This window comes from Rhizobium sp. NLR16a, from assembly GCF_017948245.1.
Lineage (GTDB): Bacteria > Pseudomonadota > Alphaproteobacteria > Rhizobiales > Rhizobiaceae > Rhizobium.
In genome coordinates, this window is sequence record NZ_CP072865.1 from 291,195 (window position 1) to 311,360 (window position 20,166).

General features: G+C 61.5%; 17 protein-coding genes and 2 pseudogenes. 7 read left to right on the plus strand and 12 right to left on the minus strand.

The features are described 5' to 3' along the window. Nucleotides 1-27 precede the first annotated feature (27 nt). The 4 genes and pseudogenes from gnd (at nucleotide 28) to J7U39_RS01340 (ending at nucleotide 7,583) form a co-directional block, all read left to right on the plus strand. The gene (gene gnd, locus J7U39_RS01325; protein ID WP_210629920.1) at nucleotides 28-1,059 is read left to right on the plus strand and encodes a phosphogluconate dehydrogenase (NAD(+)-dependent, decarboxylating); all 1,032 of its coding nucleotides are present in this window, start codon (nucleotides 28-30) and stop codon (nucleotides 1,057-1,059) included. A gap of 208 nt (nucleotides 1,060-1,267) precedes the next feature. Next, nucleotides 1,268-3,377 (plus strand): annotated as a pseudogene (locus J7U39_RS01330) (mechanosensitive ion channel family protein). Nucleotides 3,378-3,600: 223 nt separating this feature from the next. Beyond that, nucleotides 3,601-6,204, plus strand: coding sequence for a bifunctional lysylphosphatidylglycerol flippase/synthetase MprF (gene mprF, locus J7U39_RS01335; RefSeq protein ID WP_210629921.1), 2,604 nt, complete (start codon nucleotides 3,601-3,603; stop codon nucleotides 6,202-6,204). Further along, the gene (locus J7U39_RS01340; protein ID WP_210629922.1) at nucleotides 6,201-7,583 is read left to right on the plus strand and encodes an AcvB/VirJ family lysyl-phosphatidylglycerol hydrolase; all 1,383 of its coding nucleotides are present in this window, start codon (nucleotides 6,201-6,203) and stop codon (nucleotides 7,581-7,583) included. Before mprF ends, J7U39_RS01340 begins: the two co-directional genes overlap by 4 nt. Nucleotides 7,584-7,662: 79 nt before the next feature. Here J7U39_RS01340 and J7U39_RS01345 read toward each other — a convergent pair whose 3' ends face one another. The 8 genes and pseudogenes from J7U39_RS01345 to ruvC all read right to left on the minus strand — a co-directional run bounded on the left by J7U39_RS01345 (nucleotide 7,663) and on the right by ruvC (nucleotide 12,540). After that, entirely contained in the window at nucleotides 7,663-8,226 is a 564-nt protein-coding gene (locus J7U39_RS01345) for a DinB family protein (protein WP_210629923.1), read from the minus strand. Nucleotides 8,227-8,259: 33 nt separating this feature from the next. Next, nucleotides 8,260-8,648, minus strand: a pseudogene (locus J7U39_RS01350) (DNA mismatch repair protein MutT). A 7-nt stretch (nucleotides 8,649-8,655) separates the two neighbouring features. Continuing rightward, on the minus strand, nucleotides 8,656-9,558 hold the full coding sequence (locus J7U39_RS01355) for a metallophosphoesterase (protein WP_210629924.1): 903 nt from the start codon (nucleotides 9,556-9,558) through the stop codon (nucleotides 8,656-8,658). Next, the gene (gene ruvB / locus J7U39_RS01360) at nucleotides 9,559-10,599 is read right to left on the minus strand and encodes a Holliday junction branch migration DNA helicase RuvB (protein ID WP_184455061.1); all 1,041 of its coding nucleotides are present in this window, start codon (nucleotides 10,597-10,599) and stop codon (nucleotides 9,559-9,561) included. It abuts the gene before it with no gap. 82 nt (nucleotides 10,600-10,681) lie between these two features. Next, nucleotides 10,682-11,296, minus strand: a complete 615-nt coding sequence (gene ruvA, locus J7U39_RS01365) for a Holliday junction branch migration protein RuvA (protein ID WP_210629925.1) — start codon at nucleotides 11,294-11,296, stop codon at nucleotides 10,682-10,684. A gap of 13 nt (nucleotides 11,297-11,309) precedes the next feature. Beyond that, on the minus strand, nucleotides 11,310-11,723 hold the full coding sequence (locus J7U39_RS01370; RefSeq protein ID WP_210629926.1) for a type II toxin-antitoxin system VapC family toxin: 414 nt from the start codon (nucleotides 11,721-11,723) through the stop codon (nucleotides 11,310-11,312). After that, nucleotides 11,723-11,974, minus strand: a complete 252-nt coding sequence (locus J7U39_RS01375) for an AbrB/MazE/SpoVT family DNA-binding domain-containing protein (RefSeq protein WP_184455063.1) — start codon at nucleotides 11,972-11,974, stop codon at nucleotides 11,723-11,725. The genes J7U39_RS01370 and J7U39_RS01375 overlap by 1 nt, the downstream gene beginning before the upstream one ends. 56 nt (nucleotides 11,975-12,030) lie before the next feature. Continuing rightward, nucleotides 12,031-12,540, minus strand: a complete 510-nt coding sequence (gene ruvC, locus J7U39_RS01380; protein WP_210629927.1) for a crossover junction endodeoxyribonuclease RuvC — start codon at nucleotides 12,538-12,540, stop codon at nucleotides 12,031-12,033. A 242-nt stretch (nucleotides 12,541-12,782) separates the two neighbouring features. Between ruvC and J7U39_RS01385 the strand changes: the two genes are divergently transcribed. Together J7U39_RS01385 and J7U39_RS01390 are read left to right on the plus strand one after the other, a co-directional pair. After that, nucleotides 12,783-15,098, plus strand: coding sequence for a methyl-accepting chemotaxis protein (locus J7U39_RS01385; protein ID WP_210629928.1), 2,316 nt, complete (start codon nucleotides 12,783-12,785; stop codon nucleotides 15,096-15,098). 123 nt (nucleotides 15,099-15,221) lie between these two features. After that, nucleotides 15,222-16,223 (plus strand): LLM class flavin-dependent oxidoreductase, encoded by a 1,002-nt coding sequence (locus J7U39_RS01390; protein WP_210629929.1) that lies wholly within the window; start codon nucleotides 15,222-15,224, stop codon nucleotides 16,221-16,223. 73 nt (nucleotides 16,224-16,296) lie between these two features. Here the strand turns inward: J7U39_RS01390 and J7U39_RS01395 are convergent, their stop codons facing one another. Next, a complete protein-coding gene (locus tag J7U39_RS01395; RefSeq protein WP_210629930.1) occupies nucleotides 16,297-17,043 on the minus strand; it encodes a YebC/PmpR family DNA-binding transcriptional regulator in 747 nt (248 codons plus the stop codon). A gap of 141 nt (nucleotides 17,044-17,184) precedes the next feature. On the opposite strand from J7U39_RS01395, the gene J7U39_RS01400 reads away from it, so the two are divergent. Next, nucleotides 17,185-17,688: a pyridoxamine 5'-phosphate oxidase family protein gene (locus tag J7U39_RS01400; protein WP_210629931.1), complete on the plus strand. Its 504-nt coding sequence runs from the start codon at nucleotides 17,185-17,187 to the stop codon at nucleotides 17,686-17,688. Between the two features lie 37 nt (nucleotides 17,689-17,725). On the opposite strand, the gene J7U39_RS01405 is transcribed toward J7U39_RS01400, so the two are convergent. From J7U39_RS01405 to J7U39_RS01415, 3 genes are all read right to left on the minus strand, one after another. Next, on the minus strand, nucleotides 17,726-18,571 hold the full coding sequence (locus tag J7U39_RS01405; RefSeq protein ID WP_210629932.1) for an MBL fold metallo-hydrolase: 846 nt from the start codon (nucleotides 18,569-18,571) through the stop codon (nucleotides 17,726-17,728). Nucleotides 18,572-18,671: 100 nt separating this feature from the next. Then, on the minus strand, nucleotides 18,672-19,496 hold the full coding sequence (locus J7U39_RS01410) for a TIGR00282 family metallophosphoesterase (RefSeq protein ID WP_088677967.1): 825 nt from the start codon (nucleotides 19,494-19,496) through the stop codon (nucleotides 18,672-18,674). Between the two features lie 3 nt (nucleotides 19,497-19,499). Further along, nucleotides 19,500-20,087 (minus strand): 5-formyltetrahydrofolate cyclo-ligase, encoded by a 588-nt coding sequence (locus J7U39_RS01415; protein ID WP_210629933.1) that lies wholly within the window; start codon nucleotides 20,085-20,087, stop codon nucleotides 19,500-19,502. Nucleotides 20,088-20,166: the final 79 nt, after the last annotated feature.

The window sequence follows — 20,166 nt, forward strand, 5'->3', positions numbered from 1 at the left end:
TTCATCTCGGTTTCCAGGAGATTCATTATGCAGCTTGGTATGGTCGGTTTGGGCCGAATGGGCAATTATATGGTCCAGCGCCTGATGCGGGGCGGTCACGAATGCGTCGTCTACGACACCAGGCCGGAAAGCGTTGCTGAGCTCGCAGGTCTCGGCGCGACCGGCAGCGCTTCGATGGAGGAATTCGTCTCCAAGCTCACGCATCCGCGTGCGATCTGGCTGATGCTGCCGGCGGCGATCGTCGACAAGGTGCTGGCCAGCCTGGTGCCGCTGCTTCAGAACGGCGATATCGTCATCGACGGAGGCAATTCCTATTACCACGATGACATCCGCCGTGGCGCCGAACTCATCACCAAAGGCATCCATTATGTCGATGTCGGCACCAGCGGCGGCGTCTTCGGCCTGGAGCGCGGCTATTGCCTGATGATCGGTGGCGAGAAGGGCACCGTCCAACATCTGTCTCCGATTTTTGCGACGCTCGCCCCCGGCGTCGGCAAGACGGAAGCATCGCCGAACCGCACCGCCGAAGCGGCGGCGGCCAGCACGGCGGAGCAGGGTTATCTGCATTGCGGCCCACACGGCGCCGGACATTTCGTCAAGATGGTGCATAATGGCATCGAATACGGCCTGATGGCTGCCTATTCCGAAGGCCTCAACATTCTGAAACACGCCAATATTGGCGCCGCCTCGCACGATGCCGATGCGGAAACCGCGCCGCTCGCCCATCCCGAACATTTTCAATACGACTTCAATCTGCCGGATGTCGCGGAAGTCTGGCGCCGCGGCAGCGTCATCACCTCCTGGCTGCTCGATCTCACCGCCGATGCCCTGCATGTCGACCCCGCACTTTCGAAATATGCCGGCCGCGTCTCGGACAGCGGCGAGGGCCGCTGGACGATCATGGCGGCAATCGACGAAAGCGTGCCGACACCGGTGCTGAGTGCGGCGCTCTACGGCCGCTTCTCCTCGCGCGACAATGACGAGTTCGCCAACAAGGTGCTGTCGGCAATGCGCGCGGGTTTCGGCGGCCACGTGGAAAAGCCGGCGCCGAAATCCTGAAGGCCAGGTCACTCCCTTCACTGAGCAGAAGGCGACCGTCACCCGTAAATGGCGGGCTTGACGGCCGGCCTCGGTAGGCGGCGCCAGCGGTCTTTCCTGGCCATCGGTATGGCTTTCCTACCGCTTGCTGGCGGCAGCAGTCGCGAGTATCCAATGCAAGATGTCAGCCTTGTTTTGTGCAAGCGCGACACTTGATTGGAGGGCGGTCGTGAAGCGTGACAGGGCAGGAGGCTTGAAGGCCGCCATATCGGGCATATTCATTGTGCTTCTTTCCGCGGCTTCGCCCAGCTTTGCCCAGACGCAGCCGGCACAAGCGCAGGCCGCGGCCGCTCCGCCGGCCCAAGTGCGTGAGATGATGCAGCTCATGCAGACGCCCGAGGTCAAGCAATGGATGTCGGCCCAGATGGCGGCGACGTCTGCGGGCGATACAGCGGTGGAAAACCCAGATGTCTATCCTGTCGGGTTTGCTGCAGCATGCCCGTCGTCATGTCTCGATGGTTTCCGATGCCGCGATGACGCTGCCCTTGCAGATCAACAATGCATTCTCGCTGCTTTTCGGCGAAATCGCGGCCACCGGCCGAATGCGTATGGCCGGCCAATTCCTGGCGATCTTTCTGCTGGGCGCGATCATCGAAAGCATTGCCCGCTATGCCTTCCGTCGCCGCCGTCGCCGTCTGGCTGCGATGGCAGGCATGCATCTGGCGCCGCGTGTCATCCCGGCGCTGATCTTCGCGGCGGCGACGGTGCTGACGCTGCTCAGCCTCTACTGGCCGCCGATCAGCCAGAGCATCGCCATCGTCTGCGTCGTCGCACTGATCGTCCAGCGTTTCACGATCTGCCTCGGCGGTGTGCTGGTCGATCTCATCGCACTGGCGCGGGCCGAGGAAGAGCGGCAGGGCATCCCCGCGCCGACCATGCCGGGCCGTGCCATCGCACTCTTCTGGTATCGCCGCTCTGCAACCTTCATCATCTACTTTATCTTCGGCTGGGCGGCCATTCAGTCGATGGAGCCGCTCGGCCTTTCCCCGAGTGCCCGCCTGTTCGTGGGTTACATGCTCGGCATTGGGCTGCTGCTGATCGCGATCGAGGCGGTCTGGTCGCGGCCTCATAAGGACGAGAAGCGTGGTCACGAAATTTCCTGGGCGCTCACCGTATATTTTCTTCTGCTCTGGGGCCTCTGGGTCACCGGCTTCAACTGGCTGCTCTGGCTCGGCATCTATGTGTTGATGCTGCCGCGGGTACTCGCCGTCGCGACGATCGCGGTGAAATCGCTGCGGCAGACCGAGGCGAGTTTCCTTGCCACGCGCCGCATCGCCACCGTGTTGCTCGACCGCGGCGTTCGGGCGCTGATCATCGCAATCGCGGCAATCTGGCTTGGTCGACTGCTTGGCGTCGGGGCCGATACAATGGCCGCCGGCGACAAGATGGTCGACAAGATTGCGCGCGGGGTCATCGGCGGCATTGTCATCCTGCTTGCGGCGGATCTGCTCTGGCACGTCGTCAAAGCCTATATTGACGGCAAGCTGCTCGATTCACCTCTGGACGGTACCGCGACGGACGAGGAGAAGGCCAAACACGCGCGGATCCAGACGCTGCTGCCGATCTTCCGCAATATCCTCGCCGTGGTCATCGCCGTCATCGCGGTTCTGATGGTGCTCTCCGGGCTCGGCATCGAGATCGGGCCCCTGATTGCCGGAGCCGGCGTTGTCGGCGTTGCCGTCGGTTTCGGCGCCCAGACGATCGTCAAGGACGTCATCAGCGGCATGTTCTACCTCTGGGACGATGCTTTCCGTGTCGGCGAATATATCGAAAGCGGCAGCCACAAGGGCGTCGTCGAAGCCTTCAGCCTGCGATCGGTGAAGCTCAGGCATCATCGCGGACCGCTGACAACAGTGCCGTTCGGTGAACTCGGCGCGGTGAAGAACTTGAATCGCGACTGGACGATCGACAAGATCAGCCTCAACGTCAAATACGACACTGATCTCGTCAAGGCCAAGAAGGTGATCAAGCAGATCGGCCAGACACTGCTCGAGAACCCCGAATTCGGCCCGCACATCATCGAGACGCTGAAGATGAAGGGTGTCGAGCAGTTCGGCGAATTCGCGATCGAGATCCGCCTGTCAATGATGACGAAGCCCGGCGAACAGTTTGTTATCCGACGCAATGCACTGGCGATGATCCGCAACGCCTTCAAGGAAAACGGCATCGAGTTCGCCGTGCCGACGGTGCAGGTGGCGGGCGATCGCGAGGCCGATTTGGGGGCTGCCGTCGCGCCTTATGCCTCCCATATGCGAGCCAACGGCGAGCCGGCTGCATGAATGCCGCCACCTGAACCTCATTATCGCTGCAAGGCATTCGCAAGCTTACGAAAATGCAATGTGCCATCACGTATTCCTGCGCAAATTCGCCCCAATTGAGGATGATTGAGGCGCAGGCGGCGGGGTTGGGTAGCGTCGGCATGGCTTCATAGAGCGTATATGCCCGTCATGTTACGTCTTCGAAAAATGATTCCCGCCGAATTGGAAGCTGCGCAGGTACGAGATGTCGGATCACGGCAATTTGGAAGAGATGGAAGCGACGGACGGTTTTTCTTTTCGCACGCTTTTCAGACGTTACAGGACGCCGCTTACGGCAGCCGCGACGCTCATCGTCTTCTGTCTCGTCGGTTATGCGATCATGCAGCTCACGAACGAGGTGCGCTATGACGATGTCGTCGCAGCGCTGGCGGCGACCAGGCCGAGCGCGATCCTGCTTGCTCTGTTCTTTACGGCGCTGAGTTTCCTCTCGCTGGTCTTCTACGATCTCAATGCGATCGAATATATCGGCAAGAAGCTTCCCTTTCCGCATGTGGCGCTGACGGCATTCAGCGCCTACGCGGTCGGCAACACCGCCGGCTTCGGTGCGCTGTCGGGCGGCGCAATCCGCTACCGCGCCTATACGCGTCTGGGGCTCTCACCCGAGGACATTGGCCGGATCATCGCCTTCGTCACGCTCTCCTTCGGCCTCGGGCTCGCGGCCGTCGCATCGATCGCCCTCATCATCATCGCCAGCGAGATCGGTCCGCTGATCGGTGTCAGTCCGTTCCTGCTCCGGCTGGTTGCCGGCTCGATCATCGCCATTCTCGGGGCTGTAATGATTATCGGCCGCGAGGGTCGTGTGCTCGATTTCGGCGCCGTGGCGATCCGCCTGCCGGACTCGCGCACCTGGTCGCGCCAATTCCTCGTTACCGCCTTTGATATTGCCGCCTCCGCGTCGGTGCTCTACGTGCTCTTGCCGCAGACGGCTATCGGCTGGCCGGTCTTCCTCGCCGTCTATGCGATCGCCGTCGGTCTCGGGGTGCTCAGCCACGTTCCGGCCGGGCTCGGCGTCTTCGAGACCGTGATCATCGCTTCGCTCGGCAGCGCGGTGAATATCGACGCGGTGCTGGGATCGCTGGTGCTTTACCGGCTGATCTACCATGTATTGCCGCTGTTGATCGCCGTGCTCGCGGTCTCGGCGGCGGAGTTGCGCCGTTTTGTCGACCACCCGGCCGCCTCCAGTGTCCGCCGTATCGGCGGACGGCTGATGCCGCAGCTGCTGTCGACCCTGGCGCTGCTGCTCGGCGTGATGCTGGTGTTTTCGAGCGTCACGCCGACGCCGGACCAGAATCTGGAATTCCTCTCCAACTATCTGCCGCTGCCGCTGGTCGAAGGCGCGCACTTCCTCTCCAGCCTGCTCGGGCTTGCGCTGGTGGTCGCGGCGCGCGGCCTCGGTCAGAGGCTCGACGGCGCGTGGTGGGTGGCCGTATTCTCGGCCGTTGCCGCATTGACCCTGTCGCTTCTGAAGGCGATCGCCCTTGTCGAAGCTGCCTTTCTCGCGTTTCTCATCTTCGGGCTCTTCGTCAGCCGGCGGCTCTTCACCCGGCATGCGTCGCTGCTCAACCAGGCGATGACGGCGTCCTGGCTGATGGCGATCGCGGTCATCGTCGTCGGCGCCATCGTCATCCTGCTCTTCGTCTATCGCGATGTCGAATACAGCAACGAACTCTGGTGGCAGTTCGAATTCACCGCCGAGGCGCCGCGGGGACTGCGCGCCCTGCTCGGCATCACCATCATCTCCTCGGCGATCGCCATTTTCAGCCTGCTCCGACCGGCGACTTTCCAGCCGGAGCCGGCGACGGAGGAGGCGCTGACGCGTGCCATCGAGATCGTCAGGAAGCAGGGCAATGCCGATGCCAATCTGGTGCGCATGGGCGACAAGAGCATCATGTTTTCGGAAAAAGGTGACGCCTTCATCATGTACGGCCGGCAGGGCCGTTCATGGATCGCGCTGTTCGACCCGGTTGGCGATCATCGTGCCGTGCAGGAACTCGTCTGGCGCTTCGTCGAAGCGGCGCGGGCCGCCGGCTGCCGCGCCGTCTTCTACCAGATCTCGCCGGCGTTGCTTTCCCATTGCGCCGATGCCGGCCTCCGCGCCTTCAAGCTCGGCGAACTGGCGGTGGCCGACCTCCGGACCTTCGAAATGAAAGGCGGCAAATGGGCGAACCTTCGCCAGACGGCGAGCCGAGCCCAGCGCGACGGGCTGGAATTCGCGGTGGTCGAACCCGAGGACGTGAGCGGGATTATCGATGATCTCGCCGCCGTTTCCAAGGCCTGGCTGGAACATCACAATGCCAAGGAAAAGGGCTTCTCCCTCGGTTCCTTCGATCCCGATTACGTTTCCTCGCAACCGGTCGGCATCCTCAAGAAGGATGGCAAGATCGTCGCCTTCGCCAATATCCTCGTCACCGAATCCCGCGAGGAGAGCACGATCGATCTCATGCGCTTCTCGCCGGACGCGCCGAAGGGCTCAATGGACTTTCTCTTCGTGCAGATCATGGAATATCTGCGTAACCAAGGTTTCACGCACTTCAATCTCGGCATGGCGCCTCTCTCCGGCATGTCGAAACGCGAAGCGGCGCCCGTCTGGGACCGTATCGGCAGCACCGTCTTCGAACACGGCGAACGCTTCTATAACTTCAAAGGCCTTCGGGCATTCAAATCCAAGTTTCATCCGCACTGGCAACCGCGCTATCTTGCGGTTTCCGGAGGAGGCAATCCGATGATCGCGTTGATGGACGCGACATTTCTGATCGGGGGCGGATTGAAAGGGGTAGTGAGAAAATGATCAGGACAATCCTTCTTGCCACGGCATGCGTCTGCATGCTCGCGGCCGCACCGGCTAATGCCGCCGAGGAAACCACGCAAAGATTCGAAAGCGGCCTCATCCCATCGCCGCACATCTTCCTGCCGGAAGGGGAGGTGAAGGGCACCGTGATGCTGATCTCGGATGCCGCCGGCTGGGGCGATTATGAGAAGGCCGAGGCGGACAGGCTGGTCGCCGAAGGCGCTGTCGTCATCGGCGTCGACTTTCCCTCTTATATCCAGGCGCTCAGCCGCTACGACGTCAGCCTCAACGACGGCTGCATCTACATGGTCTCGGATATTGAATCGCTGAGCCAGCAGGTGCAGCGCGCGACCGGCAACAATGCCTATCATTTGCCGATCGTCGCCGGCATCGGCGAGGGCGGGGCCCTGGCGCTGGCGATCGCCGCTCAGACGCCGGATGCGACGATCGGTCAGACGCTTGCTGTCGATCCGCTGGCCGGTATTCCGCTGACCAAGGAGCTTTGCACGCCGGCTTCCAAGAAGGTGATCGGCCAACGCACGGTGTATGGTCTCAGCGACGGCGCCCTGCCGGATCCGATCATATCAGTCTTCACGCCTAAGGCTGACAAGGACGGCCGGGCGCATGTCGAGGCGCTGCAGAAAGCCCATTCCGAGATCGAGATCCGCGATTCCACAGACGATGCACAGACGGTATTCGGCGATACGCTCGACGACCTCGTCACCGCTTCCGGCGCCTTCGGCAATCCGCTTGGCCTGCCGCTGGCGGTGCTCGAGGCAACGCCTGCCTTCGATACGATGGCGGTGATCTATTCCGGTGACGGCGGTTGGCGCGACATCGACAAGGAGGTCGGCGGCACGCTGCAGAAGGAAGGCATTCCCGTCGTAGGCGTTGATTCACTTCATTATTTCTGGTCGGAGCGCAAGCCGGAGGAGACGGCCAGCGATCTTTCAAAGATCATCGATTTCTATCGTAAGCAGTGGAAGGTGAAGCATGTTCTGCTCGTCGGCTACTCTTTCGGCGCGGATGTCGTACCCGCAACCTATCAGTTGCTCAAACCGGCCGAGAAGTCCTCGGTGGTGCAGTTGTCGCTGCTGTCGCTCTCGCACCAAGTGGACTACGTCATCTCCGTTCTTGGTTGGCTCGGTCAGAAGACGGAAGGGGCGGGGGGCGATCCCGTCGCCGATCTGAAGAACGTCGATCCGAAGCTCGTGCAGTGCGTCTATGGCAAGGACGATGACGACGATGTCGCCTGTCCGGCGTTGAAGGATAGTGGTGCTGAAGTCGTTGAACTGCCCGGCGACCATCACTTCGACGAAAATTACGACCTTCTCACCAAGACGATCATCGACGCGCTGAAGAGACGTCTGCAGGATTAAGCGCTGCTGCCTTGCGGTATGCTTTGACAGTTCGATTGGCGCATAACCCCAAAATCGATTTCGATTTCGGGTTATGCGTTTAATGCATCAGCTTTTCTTCGCGCCAGCCGAGTTCGGCGAGTTCCTTGCCGCGAAACCGCGCGTCGTCGGCGACGATGAATTCGTCGAGCTGCGGCGGGGCAATGCTGGTGCCGGCAAGCATCGCATGGACCTGGCCGCGATGATGGGTCTGATGCTGGAAAAGATGGGCGAGCACGTCGTCCATCCGCTCCTGCTGAATACGATTGCCGCGATGGAGATTTACGATCGAGATCAGCCTTTCCGGCGTCAGGGCTTCGCAAAGGTCGATCAGGCGCTGATCGACCTTTGCCTGTGCTTGCATCAGTGACTCGACGTCATCGAAGGGTTCGTCCACCTCGAAGGCCTGGAAGCCGAGCGTGCCGCCTTCCATGCCGTCGACATAGAACCAGTCGACCGTGATGATATGATTCAGCGTCTCCTTGATCGACGGAAAGAAGCTCGTGCGCGGCGCTTCGAATTCGCCGGGCTTCAATGCCGCGCAGGCGTGAAGCAGCCGGTGATTGGCAAGGGCGTTGTTATAGGCAAGCTTGCGAAAGGCCCTGGCGGGATCGAAGGTCGACATCGGCGGCTTTCCTCTTCCAGCATTCCGGTGTTTTCAGTCATCGAGATTACCGTCGCGCCAGGCGAGATGACATTGTAGCCCGGGCAGGTTCTCGATTTCATCAGCGATGAAATAGGGCGGGATGTCGAGCGCGGTCAGGGCCGCGCGCGTTGTCGGCACCCATTTGAATTCGAGATGGTTGTCGCCATCTTCGACGCGGTGGATAATTTCATATGGCTGAAAGGGGAAATTCCGGCGGAATTTCCAATCAGCGTTTCCTCCGACGTCCCGCCGATTTCCGCCCGACCGCCAGGAAAGATCCAGAAGGGCTCGTGCACGGCGCGATGAACAAGCACATGCCCATCGCGAAAGCCGAGGCCGGCAATGCGATAGTTGAAACGCGCAGCGCCCTGAGTCAGGCGGATAGGAGTGCGCTTGCTCATGTCGTGCTTATCCGAGATCGATCACGACGATTTCCGGCGGGACGCCGAAGCGCACCGGTGCAATGGAGCAGCCGAGCCCGCCGGAGACGATGATGTTACGCCCCTCCTCGACGATATGGCCATAGGCGTAGCGATTGCCGTAACGCGAGGGGACGATCGGCGATCGGCCGAGGAAGCGGATCTGTCCGCCATGGGTGTGGCCCGACAGCGTCAGCGAGACACGCTCGGGCACGCGCGGAAAGATATCGGGCTCATGGGCGAGCAGGATAACCGGTGCATCGTCGCTAATCTGTGCCATCGTTCCATCGAGGTCGTCGAGGCCGAGCATGTGCGTGCGGTCCCACTTCCTGCCGGGCAGCAGCGCCAGCTGATCTTCGAGGCCTGCGAGCCAGAAGCCGCGGCCGTCCTTTTCGAGCCGAACGGCGCGGTTGCCATAGACCGGGATTCCGACATCGGCGAGCGCCCGATGGCCGAAGGTTTCCATTCCGCCGTTCTTCTGGGCCGTCCTGTCCTCCCACCAGTCGTGGTTGCCCATGATCGCATGGACGCCGAGCGGGGCCTGCAGGGTGGCGAGCGCCTTCGACCATTGGCTCGAATGCACATATTGCGTCACCATGTTCATGCCGGAGGCATAGTCGCCGAGCAGAACGGTCACGTCGGCTTCGAGTTCATTGGCCCGGCGGCAGATCGCGGCAATGCGGCTTGCCGACATCCAGGGTTCGCAGGCATGGATATCGGCGAGCGCGACGACGCGGAGCTTCAGTCCCGGTGTCCATCCCGGCGGCGTCAGCCGGTAACGGGCGATGCCGAACCGCGCCAGCGGTTCATAGGCAAAGGCATAACCGCCGAGCGCCATGACGCCTGCGAAACCGCCGCCAAGAACCTTGAAAAATCCGCGGCGGGTGATCACTCAGTCGTCCTCCTGGAACAGCCGGAACTGCGCAGCCTCCATTTCCTTGGGCGGTTGCATTCCCAGATGTTTCCACGCGATTGCGGTGAGAACACGGCCGCGCGGCGTGCGCTGAATGAAACCCTGCTGGATCATATAGGGCTCGATGATATCCTCGATCGCGTCGCGCGGCTCGGAAAGGCCGGCGGCGATGGTTTCGATGCCGACCGGGCCGCCGCCGAAATTGACGGCGATCATGTTGAGGTAGCGTTTGTCGAGTTGATCGAAGCCGACATTGTCGACCAGCAGGCGGGTCAGCGCTTCGTCGGCGATCTCGCGGGTGACGGCCTCGGCCCGTGCCACCTCGGCGAAATCACGCACGCGCCGCAGCAGCCGGCCGGCGATGCGCGGCGTGCCGCGGGCGCGCCTGGCGATCTCGCGGGCGCCCTCTTCGGTCATCGGCAGGTTCATCAGCCGTGCGCCGCGGCGCACGATCAGTTCCAGTTCCTCGACGGTATAGAAGCTGAGCCGCACCGGGATGCCGAAACGATCGCGCAGCGGCGTCGTCAGCAGGCCGAGGCGGGTGGTGGCGGCGACAAGCGTGAATTTCGAGAGGTCGATCTTCACCGAGCGCGCGGCAGGGCCTTCCCCGATGATGAGGTCGAGCTGGTAATCCTCCATGGCGGGATAGAGGATTTCCTCGACGGCCGGATTGAGGCGGTGGATCTCATCGATGAAGAGCACGTCGCGCTCCTCGAGATTGGTGAGGAGCGCGGCGAGATCGCCGGCCTTGGCGATGACAGGGCCTGAGGTTGAGCGGAAGTTGACGCCGAGCTCCTTCGCCATGATCTGCGCCAGCGTCGTCTTGCCGAGGCCGGGAGGCCCGACGAAGAGCACGTGATCCAGCGCCTCGCCGCGGTTCTTCGCCGCCTCGATGAAGATCTTGAGATTGGCGCGCGCCTCCGCCTGGCCGGTGAATTCGTCCAGCGATTGCGGGCGCAGCGTCACATCAAGATCTTCGCCCCGCTTTTCCGGCGATATCAGGCGGGCGGGCTCACTCATGCTCTCATTCCGTTTTGAAACCTGTTACAGCAATACACCAAACGTCGGGTGCCTCGACACCCATTCATTGGTTTTCCGGTTTTCACCGTGCCAGCTCTTTCAATCCGAGCCTTATCAGCTTGGCGCTATCGGCGCCGTCGCCGGCCGTCTTCATCGCCGCGGCAACGGCATTTGCCGCCTGGTCTCTGCTGTAGCCGAGATTGGTCAGCGCGGACACTGCATCGGCAACCGGTGCGGCGGCGACGCCTTCGCCGAGTTCCTGCTTGAGGCCGATGTTGATTGCCTCGCCGGCATGGGCCGGTGCGCGGTTCTTGAGTTCGGTCACGAGGCGCATCGCCACTTTCGGGCCGACGCCCGGTGCGCGCGAGACGGCGGCGCGGTCCTGCAGGGCGATCGCATTGGCAAGCTCGCCCGGCGTCAGCGTCGAGAGCACGGCGAGCGCCACCTTGGCGCCGACGCCCTGGACGCTCTGCAGCAGGTTGAACCATTCCCGCTCCAATGCGGTCATGAAGCCGAAGAGTTTCAGTTGATCCTCGCGCACATAGGTTTCGATGAAGAGCACGCAGGCTTCGCCCGCCGATCCGAGCTTTGACAAAGTGCGGGCCGAGCAATAAGCGACGTAACAGACGCCGTGCACATCAACGAGCACATAATCTTCGCCGATCTCGTCTATGGTGCCTTTCAGCTTGCCGATCATGAGTCGCGGTCTTTCAAGGGTGCGTTTCGGGCGTAATGAGTTCAACGGAAGGAAAATAGGAACGATAACCGCCGGCATCGCGGGTTAAAATTCTGTAGCCCCTTATCGCCGCATGCGCGCCGATGAGGAAATCCGACAATATCCGTTCGCGTCCTCCGCCCGCGCGGCGGTAAAGCCGGAAGGCTTGAGCCGCGGCAAATGCGGCCGGCCACGGCAGGTTCTCGCGGCGGAATTCATCCTGCGGAAGCAGGCGATCGACTTCATCCACATCGTCATACCGAACGGAAAATTCGGAATAGATGATCGGATTTATAAGGACCGGTCCATCTCTGAAGATATCGAGTATCTTCCGGCGCGACCAATCGTGCCAGTCCGAGCTGATCATGGCCAGATCGACGAGGACGTTCGTGTCGACAAGCGTCGCCATCAGCGATCACGCGTCATCGACATGAGATCTTCGGCATCGATTTCCTGATCGCCGGTTCCCTCCAGACGACGGATCGTCTCGATGAAACGGTCCAGCCGACCTCTATCCTCGACTTCCTGCTTGCCGTTCTTCGGCGAGAGAACGAGCTTGCCGCCCTCAATCGAGAAAATGACCTCGCTGTTGGTCTCGATGCCGGCAAGCTCCCTGAGATCGCGGGGAATAGTGACCTGACCTTTGGATGTGACACGCATTAGAGGCTCCTTCAAAGTAAGAATTATCCTTACCGCAGGAACATGTCAAGAACGCGTTATCCTGCCAACGCTTGGCGCATCCGGTGGCCGCCGCGATTGTGGGCATGGCAAATGGCGATCGCCAAGGCGTCGGCGGCGTCATCGCCCTTGAACTCGGCCTTCGGCATCAGAATCTTCAGCATCATGTGAATCTGCTGCTTTTCTCCGTGCCCGACGCCGATGACCGCCTTCTTCACGGCGTTGGGCGCATATTCAGAGACCGGCAGTCCCGCGCGTGCAGGTACCAGCATGGCGATTCCGCGGGCCTGGCCGAGCTTCAGTGTCGCCACGGCGTCCTTGTTGACGAAGGTCTGTTCGACGGCGGCTTCATCGGGCCTGTGAGCGTGGACGATATCGGCGAGCCCGTCATGCAGCTGGCAGAGGCGGGAGGCGAGGTCCGTGTCGCCATCGGAGGTCACCGTTCCCGATGCCACGAATTTCAGGGAATTGCCTAAAGTGTCGATGATTCCCCAGCCTGTGCGGCGGAGGCCGGGATCAATGCCAATGATGCGAATCGTATTTTGCATGGTTCAACCTATAGCGATTGCGAAATAAGTGCCATCGATATGTGAACAAACCGAAAACACCTGCGGTTTTAGAGCGCGCATTTACCGCGAATTAAAAGAGATGCCTGAATTCTAGTTCATCGAATGTGCGAGGGGCTTCGTTCCACAAGAATAAGTCCCCGATGTTCTGTTGACAGGTCAGCCGGCCGGGGATGCACCGCGTGCCCAGGCTGGCAGGCGCCGTTCAGAAGGGTTCATTGTATATGGCTCAGAGATTTCAGTCCCTGTCCTTCAAGGTCATTGCCACTTTCATCCTGCTGACCGTGCTGTCGATCGCGGTCATCGACGTGCTTGCCTATTTCGCCAGCAGCCGCATATCCGACGAGCAGGCGCTGAAGGCCAAGGAAAGCGTGCTGATCTTCCGTGGCGACATGTTGCAGGACCAACTGGCGCAGCTTGAGAACCAGGCCAATTCCATCGCGCGCATCGAGGCGCTGCAGATGTCGATCACCAGCTTGAAGAGCGGCTGGAAGACAATCCAGAAGACTTCGGGGGATGCCCGCGCCGAGCTGAAGAAGGTTTTCATCACGGGCAATCCCAACCCGGCCGACCAGCGCGAGAAGCTGATGAAGCCGGAAGGGCCGAGCGGGTTCTATTATTCAAACCATGAGCAGACGCAGGGCGAAGTTGCCCGCGACCTCGAAAACACCGCTTTCAGCGATCTGCTGATCGCCGATCTCGACGGTAGCGTGCTCTATTCCTACAAAAAGGACGACGACTTCGCGGAGAATCTGAAGTCGGACGCCTGGAAGACAACCGGCGCCGGCATCGCATTCGCCAAGGCGGTCGAGAATACCGCCAAGGCGACGGATGACGCCGCGCCGACGGGCTTCTCCGGCCTTCGTGTCGATGCGGCAAGCGGTAAACCCGCGATCTTCTATGCCGTGCCCATCGTCAAGCTCGGGGCCGCCAAGGGCATCATCCTGTTCAAGGTGCGCGACGACATCATCTCGAGCATTCTTGCCAAGGGCATCGTGCAGGGCAGCACCGCGCGGGCTGCGATCGTCTCCAGCGATGGCTCCGCTATCGCCCTCGATGCCGGGGGGAAGCTTGCGACCCTCGATGCCACCCCCTTCACTTTCATCAAGGACGCGCTTGCTAGCTCCGCGATGATCGTGGCTGATTTCGACCGGGCGGATGGCGCGGCCCGCGCCTATGTCCGTGGCATCGACTATCGCGGCGACCGCTTCCTCGTGGTCGAGAGCGTCCTGCTCAGCGAGCTCAATGCCGGCTCGATCGAGATCGCCACTTTGCTGACGATGATCGGCATCGGCGTGCTCGTCGTCATGGCCATCGCGACCGGGCTCGTCACCAATTTCCTGTTTTCGCCGCTGGCGCGGCTTGCCGGTGTGACTCGCGACGTCGCCGACGGCAAGCTCGACAGCGAGATCGGCAGCCTGAACCGCAAGGATGAGATCGGCACGATGGCCAACGCACTTGCCCGCTTCCGCCAATCGCTGATCGAAAGCCGCGCACTCGAAGCCGCCAGCGAAGAGACGCGCCTGCAGGCCGAGCACGACCGTCAGCAGAACCTCGCCCATCGCGAGGCCGAAGCGAGGACGCTGCAGCAGGTGGTCGAGGCGATTGACGAGGGGTTGCATCATCTGGCGAGCGGCGATCTCGCCTATCAGATCGATACGCGCTTCCCGAACGAACTCGAAAGCCTGCGCATCAATTTCAACGAGGCACTCGCCACGCTCAGCGAAACCATGACGGCGATTGGCGGTAACTCGATGGCGGTACGCGCCGGCTCCGAGGAGATGCGCACCGGCGCCGACGAGCTTGCCGGGCGCACCGAGCGTCAGGCCGGCTCGATCACCGAGACGGCGAATGCGATCAGCGCCATCACCCAGTCCGTTCGCCGCCAGATCGAGCGGGCAGAACAGGCCGAGCGCATCGCGCGCGACGCCAAAAAGGAGACGACCGGCTCCAGCCAGATCATGCGCGAGACGATCGCGGCGATGGAGGCGATCCAGACCTCCTCGCGCCAGATCAACACGATCATATCGGTCATTGACGACATCGCCTTTCAGACCAATCTCCTGGCGCTCAACGCCGGCGTCGAGGCGGCACGCGCCGGTGAATCGGGCAAGGGCTTCGCCGTCGTCGCCATGGAAGTCCGGGAGCTCGCCCAGCGCTCATCGAGCGCGGCCAAGGAAATCTCCAGCCTGCTGCAGAAATCGACGCATGAGGTCGAAAGCGGCGTTGCACTTGTGGAAAGGGCCGGCGTTGCCCTGACCGGCATCGGCGCCCATGTCGAGGCGATAAACGGGCAGATCAACGAGATCATGGAGTCGACCCGTGAGGAAGCCAGTACGTTGCGTGAGATCAACAGCGCCGTGTCCGAACTCGACGCGATGACGCAGCAGAACGCCTCGATGGTCGAGGAGACGACGGCGGCGATCCACCGGCTGGCGACGGAAGCTCTGGAAATGGACCGCCAGCTCGGCAATTTCACGCTGCCGCAGGGGCAACACAGGCCAAGTGCCGAGGTGCATGTGTTGCGTCGTCACCGCTGAGATGTGCTTTCGCTATTCGACAAGGGCCGCCATCGCGCGGCCCTTTTGTTTGCGTGCACGGTTTGGAATGGGTCAGGCGCCAACCTACATAGACGGCATCGTTCAACAGCCCGGCAGGTTTCCATGGTTCCCTTCTCCATACTCGACCTTTCTCCCGTTGCCGAAGGCAGCACCGTGCGCCAGTCGCTCGAAAGCTCGGCGCGAATGGCTCAGAAGGCTGAAGAATTCGGCTACAAGCGCTTCTGGCTCGCCGAGCATCACGGCATGCCTGCCATTGCCAGTGCGGCGACCGCCGTTGTCATCGGGCATGTCGGGGCTGCGACAAAACGCATCCGCATCGGTTCCGGCGGCATCATGCTGCCCAATCACTCGCCGCTTGTCATCGCCGAGCAGTTCGGCACACTGGAGGCGCTTTTTCCCGGCCGCATCGATCTCGGCCTGGGACGGGCTCCGGGGACGGACATGCGCACGGCACAGGCGCTGCGGCGTAACCTCGAAGCCGGCGCGAACAGCTTCCCGAATGATGTGGTGGAATTGCAGCAGCTTCTCGGTACCCCGCTCGAGAATCAGGCGATCCTTGCGGTTCCAGGCAATGGCTCGCATGTGCCGATCTGGCTGCTCGGCTCCAGCCTCTACAGCGCCCAACTTGCGGCGATGCTTGGGCTTCCCTACGCCTTCGCCTCGCATTTTGCCCCCGACATGCTGCTCGACGCCATCGCGATCTACCGCGAGCGCTTCCAGCCCTCGGCGACTCTCGACAAGCCCTATGTCATGGTCGGCGTCATGGGCGCGGTGGCAGCGACGGACGAGGAGGCGCGCTACCATTTCACGTCCGCCCAGCAGCAATTCGTCAACCTGCGGCGCAATGTGCGCGGTCCTTTCCCGCGCCCTGTCACCGATATGGAGAGCTTCTGGTCGCCGATGGAGAAGATGAACGTCGAACACACACTGCGCTACGCCGTGGTAGGGTCGCCGGCGACGACTGAGGCGAAACTGGCGGAGTTTCTCAAGGAAACGGCGGCCGACGAGGTGATCATCTCGATGCCGATCCATGATGTCGAGGCGCGGCTGAAGTCGGTGGAACTGTTCGCAGGTCTTGGAAATTTCATGCGGGTCGCTGCGTAGGATTGTAAGCGGCGCCCGAGAGACAAAAAACCCGGCGTCGCGGCCGGGTTTTTATGGGCGATCGCTGCAAGGTTCAGGCTGAAAGCTTCGCCAGAACCTCTTCCGAGACCTCGAAGTTGGAATAGACGTTCTGTACGTCATCGTCGTCTTCGAGCGAGTCGATGAGTTTCATCAGCGACTGGGCTTTTTCCTCGTCCACCGGCACGTTGTTCTGGGCGCGCCAGACAGCCTTGACGGTTTCGGCTTCGCCGAGGCTAGCCTCCAGGGCTCTCGATACTTCGCCAAGCGCTTCGAAAGCGCAGGTAATGTAATGGCCTTCCTCGTCGGTCTCGACGTCATCGGCGCCGGCTTCGATCGCGGCTTCCATCACCTTGTCGGCGTCGCCAGCAGAAAGCTTATAGGTGATTTCCCCGACATGGTCGAACGAGAAGGAAACGGAACCGGTTTCGCCGAGGGCGCCGCCGGCCTTGGTAAAGATCGAGCGGACGTTGGAGGCAGTGCGGTTGCGGTTGTCGGTCAGGGCCTCGACGATGATCGCCGTGCCGCCCGGACCATAGCCTTCGTAGCGGACTTCATCATAGTTTTCGCCGTCGGCGCCGGCTGCCTTCTTGATGGCGCGGTCGATATTGTCCTTCGGCATGGACTGGGCCTTGGCATTCTGGATCGCCAAGCGAAGACGGGCGTTCATCGTCGGGTCGGGCAGGCCGGCCTTGGCTGCCACGGTGATTTCGCGCGCAAGCTTGGAGAACATTTTCGACCGCACGGCGTCCTGACGGCCCTTGCGGTGCATGATGTTTTTAAACTGTGAATGGCCAGCCATGGCACCCCTGTTCACGTCTCATTGTTCGGAATGGGCCGCCTTATAAGAGCGAAACGACACCCATTCAAGGAAAAAGCAGTTCGGAACAAAGGCAGGAGGATGACGTTTCAACCGAACTCCACCCAACGGAAAGGAACGGTCATGGCAAGTCTCAGCGAGGCGCGGGAGCAACCAGCTCGTCAGCTTTGGGATCAGGTCAACGATGTTCATGCCGGCATGCTCGGAATTTCCGGGCTTGATATGCACATGCAGCCGATGGCGCCGCATGCCGATCCGACCACCAACACGATCTGGTTCTACACCAAGACCGACGCCGACATCGTGCGCGCCATCAAACCCGGCAGTCGGGCGCATTTCTGCGTCATCGGCAAGGATCACGACTATCACGCCTGCCTTTCCGGCGTCATCGAGGTACGCCCCGACCCTTCCAAGATCGAGGAATATTGGAGTTCGATGGTGGCGGCATGGTATGACGGCGGCAAGAAGGACCCGAAACTTACCATGCTTTCCCTGCATGTCGATGATGCCGAGATCTGGGTTTCGACAGGCAGCACGCTAAAATTCGGTTGGGAGATCGCCAAGGCCAATCTCGATGACGACAAGATGCCCGAGGTCGGCGTCAAACGTCACCTGCAATTTGCTTGATCAGCAAGGTTTGGAGGGACCCGCCGGGCTTTTGCTTTTACTGCGCGCCTTTCATCACATAGATCAGCGGCTTCTTGGGAAGCGTGCGCATGGAGACGGTGAGGCTGTCATCAGGCGCATAAGTGATATCGAAGCCCTTTCCGAACATGGAGACGAAGGCATTGACCGGCGGACCACGGCGGTGCATCGGCAGGATCAGCGACGAGCGCAGCCGCTTGATAACGCGGCTCATGCTGTCGGCGCCCATGGTCAGGCCGCCGTCGACGGGCACCATGACGACGTCAAGGCGGCCGATTTCGGTATAATGGCTATCCGTCAGCTCGTAGTGCAGATGGCCGAGATGGCCGATGCAGAGACCGGCAATTTCGAAGATGAAAATCGAGTTTCCATCCGCCTGGGAGCCGCCGAGGCCGTAGCTGAAGCGGATGTCCGTGGTAACATTGCGGATATAGGCATCGCCGACGACGAGATTGATGCTGGCCTTCTCGCCCGGCACGTCGCTCCAGCCGTGGAGCACATGCTTGATGTCGGGCTCAGGCGTTAGGGTGAAGTGGGTCGTATGAGCTTTGTTCATCGTGACGACATCGGGCGTCGTCGCCGGCCTGTACCAGCCATTATAATCCGTCGCGATGATGATGCCGCCGGGTGTCTCGATTTCGAAGGTGGAATGGCCGAGATAGGTGAATCTAACATCCTCGCCCTCGGACACGGCCGGCACCAGCGCCGGGACGCCAGAAAAACTGGCGAAGGTTACATTGGGCATTTTCTCGGCGATCGCGTGGCACTGGCTGGCTCGCTGGCGCTGCTCCTGTGCCTGGGCAGGATCTGATGCGGGGAAGGCCGCCAGGCATGTGATAGCGAGGATAAGATAATGCGGCTTCATGCCACCCCTCCGGCGCTTTCATTTAGCGGCGGAGGATGCGTCATGAGGTCGCAGCGGTCCAGAGCAGCGATGCTCACAATTGCGTGTTGGAGCGGCTGGATTACCTCCAGAACTCCGGTACCGTCTCCGCCAGCCGCGGCCCGAGCCGCAGCGGCGCGATCTTTTCGGCCAGTCCGGTGGCATCGGAAATCTCCACGCCGACGCCGCAGATCGTCGCCGGCCCGCTCGCCGCTTCCATGCGGCCCTTCGGCATCTTGGAGATGAAGCGGTTGAGCGGCTCCTCCTTGTCCATGCCGAGGGAGGAATCGTAATCGCCGCACATGCCGGCATCCGACATATAGGCGGTGCCGCCGTTCAGGATCTGCGCGTCGGCGGTTGGCACGTGAGTGTGGGTGCCGACGACGAAGCTGGCGCGGCCATCGACGAAATGTCCGAAACATTGCTTCTCGCTGGTCGCTTCCGCGTGGAAATCGAAAATGATCGCATCGGCCTGCTCCTTCAGCGGGCAGGCGTCGAGGATCACTTCGGCCGATTTGAAGGGGTCGTCGAGCTCCGGATGCATGAACACCCGGCCCATGACATTGGCAACGAGCACGCGCGCGCCGTTCCTGGCATAGAAAAGTCCGGAGCCGCGGCCGGGTGTGCCTTGCGGATAATTGGCCGGCCGCAGGAACTGATCATGCCGCCCGGCAAAAGCGACGGCCTCCTTCTGGTCCCATACGTGATTGCCGGTCGTCACCACATCGGCGCCGGCATTGATCGTTTCGAGAAAGATGTCCTCGGTGATGCCGAAACCGCCGGCGGCATTCTCGCCGTTGACGACGACGAAATCGAGCCTGAGGTCGGAGATCAGACCGGGTAGCCGGTCCCAGACCGCCGTGCGTCCCGTCTTGCCGACCATGTCACCCAAAAAAAGCAGCCGCATTCCCTATCCAATCCAAGAGGCAAAAAAGCGAAGGCCGCTTTCTGTCAGGATGGCATCCAGGCTTATGTCATGCGGCTCGTCGGGCACATGTGCCACTTCCTGGCAGTCGAATGCAATGCCGATCAGCTTGGGATGCAGGTCTTTCTCTCTTAGCCGGCTGATGGCGCGGTCGTAGTAGCCGGCGCCGTAGCCGATGCGATGGCCTCTGACATCGAAGGCCGAAAGCGGCACGAGCATGATCTCGGGATCGAGGACGGCCGCGTGTTCGGTGGGGCCGACCGTGCCGAACCCGGTCGCGACAAGCGGTGCGTCTTCCGCCAGTTCGCGAAAGACGATGGTCTGCTTGTCGAGGATCGCCGGCACGCAGAGCCGCGCACCGCGTGCTGCAAAGCGCGCCATCAGCGGCCTGAGATCGGCCTCCGATCGGATCGGCAGGAAGCCGGAGATGATGGTGCCTGGCTCGAAAGCAACCGCCTCGCCGGCGTGATCGGCCATTGCGAGGCTTTTGGCGGTGCGCTCTTCAGGAGTGACGGCATCGCGGGCGGCCAGGCGTTCGTTGCGCAGCTGCGCTTTCAGTTCTTTTGCGGTCATACGATCTGCCGGATTGAGAGGTTCGACCGAGCATAACCGGCCGGAGACCCGATGCAAATGCCGGCTGCGACAGGGCTGC